The sequence below is a fragment of the Falsiroseomonas oryzae genome (assembly GCF_027856955.1).
Taxonomy (GTDB): Bacteria; Pseudomonadota; Alphaproteobacteria; order Acetobacterales; family Acetobacteraceae; genus Falsiroseomonas; species Falsiroseomonas oryzae.
The window spans coordinates 1-2,547 of record NZ_JAPSMD010000607.1 but is presented as its reverse complement, the minus strand read 5'-3'; the positions used below and the strand labels follow the sequence as shown (position 1 = coordinate 2,547).

The window sequence follows — 2,547 nt, the reverse complement described above, 5'->3', positions numbered from 1 at the left end:
GCGAAGAGCGGCAGCGCACCCGGGCGCGGCGCGGCCTCCGGCGCCGGCAACATCGCCAGCAGGACCGAGGCGGCCAGGCTGCCAAGCGCCGCCGCGACGGGCACCCGGGCGAAGCCGCGCCGCGGCTCCACCAGCACGTCGCGGCGGTAAAGGCCCAGGCTGTAGAGGAAGATGATGTAGGCGGCAGGATGCATCAGCATCCACAGCCCGGCGGTGACGCCGCGCGGCGCCTCGGCCAGCAGCAGCGCGAGCGCGACCGGCCAGGCCAGCGCGGCGGCCAGGATGTCGAAGACGAAGAGGGCGCCCGCCGCCCCGACGGCCGGCGCCGACAAGACCTTGGCCATGCAGCGTGTGTCCTGCGGAGCGTTCCGGGGTCGGGATATAGCGCGGCTTAGCGCGAGAGTGTTGACGAAGCGTGTTCCGGGCGCCGCCCGGCGCCGCTCACCTCTCGCAACGCAGCATCACCGTGCTGCGGTGGGCCATGTCCCCCACATCTGCGGCGCTGCGGTCGGCCCCCCGGCTCTCTGCCAGGCGGAAGGTGACGTCGGCACGCCGCAGGAAGGCCTGCGCCACCTCGCCGCGGACCGCGAAGTTCACGTTGTCCACGTTCTGCACCCGCCGGCTGTCGAGCTTGGCCACCACCACACCGACCACGTTGCCCTGCATGTCCAGCAGCGGTCCGCCCGAATTGCCGGGCTGCACCTCCGCGCTGATCTGGATGGTGGCGGGGTCGTTGCGGATGCCGGCCAGGGCGTTGATCTCGCCCCGCGTCAGCTTCGGATCGGCCGAGAGCAGCCCGGCGAGGGGGAAGCCGTAGGCCACCACGCTCTCGCCCCGTCGCAGCCCCGGCCCGGAGCGGAAGGCCAGCGTCGGTCCCGGATTGCCGGGCACGGTCAGCACCGCCAGGTCCAGCACGCTGTCCACCCCGGCCGGCGGCACCGCGGCCAGCCAGCGCCCATCCGCCGTCCGGGCCAGGACGCGGTCGCAGCCGTCGATCACATGGTGGTTGGTCAGCACCCGGTCCGGGGCGACCACGAAGCCTGTGCCGGAGGAGACGCGGCGGGCATTCTGGTTCGGTCGGGCCTCGGCCACCCGGGGTGGCGGCGGGGCCGCGGTGAACAACTCCACCATCGGCAGGGCGCAGATGTCGCGGTCGCGCATCACCGCTTCCTGCCCATTGGCCAGCACCAGTCGGATGTCGAAGCGGCAGCCTGCGGCGGGGTTCACCCGGATCGGGAAGTTCGCCCCGCTGGCCAGCGGCCCGCGCGTGAGCAGGTTCGGCCCCCAATCCGCGCGCCCGTTGCGCACCGCGTGCAGCGCCGTCGCCTCCACGCCGGTGCTGTTGACGATCCGCACCGGGTCGGCGCCCGGCGCCTGGGCCGAGGCGGGAAGGGAGAGCAGCAGGCCGAGAAGCAGGAGGGTGCGACGCATGCCGGTCATGTCGCGACCGCTCACGCGCTCGTCAACCGCGGGCGGCGGGATGGCTGCGGAACCTGCGTCAGATCAAGGCCCTCGTTGTTCATGCGCGGCAGGATGCGAACGTTGCCGTCGGATCGGGGCTTGACCCTCCCATTGTGGGAAACCCGATCTAGGCGGTCATGGAACCGAACCCCACCGCGATGCCCGAGGCACCGCTCAGCTCCGTCCCGCACCTCTCTCTGCCCGTGGAGGGGATGACCTGCGCCTCCTGCGCCGGCCGCGTCGAACGCGCGCTGCGCAAGGTGCCGGGGGTGGCGGAGGCGCATGTCAACCTGGCGGCCGAGCGCGCCGAGGTGGATGGCACCGCGCCTCCGGCCGAGCTCGCCGCGGCGATCCGCGCCGCCGGCTATGCGGTGCCGGAGGCCGAGCGGACGATCGGCGTTGAAGGCATGACCTGCGCCTCCTGCGCCGGCCGTGTGGAGCGGGCGCTGGCGAAGGTGCCGGGCGTGCTCTCGGTCAGCGTGAACCTCGCCGCGGAGCGCGCCACGCTGCGCCTGCTGGCCGGCGTGGAGGATGCGGCCCTGGCCGCCGCCCTGGCCCGGGCGGGCTACCGCCTGGCCGCCGTGCCCGACGATGCCGAGGCGGAGGAGCAGGCGGCGAACCGCCGGCTGGCCCGTCAGGGCCGCGAGCTGCTGGCGGCCTTCGCGCTGACCGCGCCCTTCCTGGTGGGCATGCTGGGGCTGCCCTTCGGCCAGGACTGGATGCCGGGCGCCTGGGTGCAGCTGGGGCTGGCCACGGCGCTTTTCGCCTGGTTCGGCCCGCGCTTCGCCCGCGCCGCCTGGGGTGCGCTGCGCGACCGCACCGGCAACATGGACCTGCTGGTCACCCTCGGCACGGGCAGCGCCTTCCTGCTGTCGGTCTGGCTGATGTGGCGGCATGGCACGGCCCATGCCCACGCGCTCTATTTCGAGGCCGCGGTCGTCGTCCTGTTCTTCGTGCTGCTGGGCAAGTGGCTGGAGGCGCGGGCCAAGCGCGGCACCGGGGCGGCGATCCGCGCCCTGCTGGCGCTGCGCCCGCGCACCGCGCGCCGGCTGGACGCCGACGGCGCGGAGCACGAGGTGCCCGCCG

Annotated in this window: 3 protein-coding genes; 1 reads left to right on the top strand and 2 read right to left on the bottom strand. The window is 74.1% G+C overall.

Annotated features, from left to right (window positions below; translation table 11 throughout):
* On the bottom strand, positions 1–344 hold a 344-nt coding region (locus OZN99_RS29535; RefSeq protein WP_270938789.1), incomplete at its 3' end, for a hypothetical protein.
* A gap of 97 nt (positions 345–441) precedes the next feature.
* A complete protein-coding gene (locus tag OZN99_RS29530) occupies positions 442–1,431 on the bottom strand; it encodes a S1C family serine protease (RefSeq protein WP_270938788.1) in 990 nt (329 codons plus the stop codon).
* 167 nt (positions 1,432–1,598) lie between these two features.
* Here OZN99_RS29530 and OZN99_RS29525 point away from each other — a divergent pair.
* The coding region (locus OZN99_RS29525; RefSeq protein ID WP_270938787.1) for a heavy metal translocating P-type ATPase at positions 1,599–2,547 on the top strand (949 nt) is incomplete at its 3' end.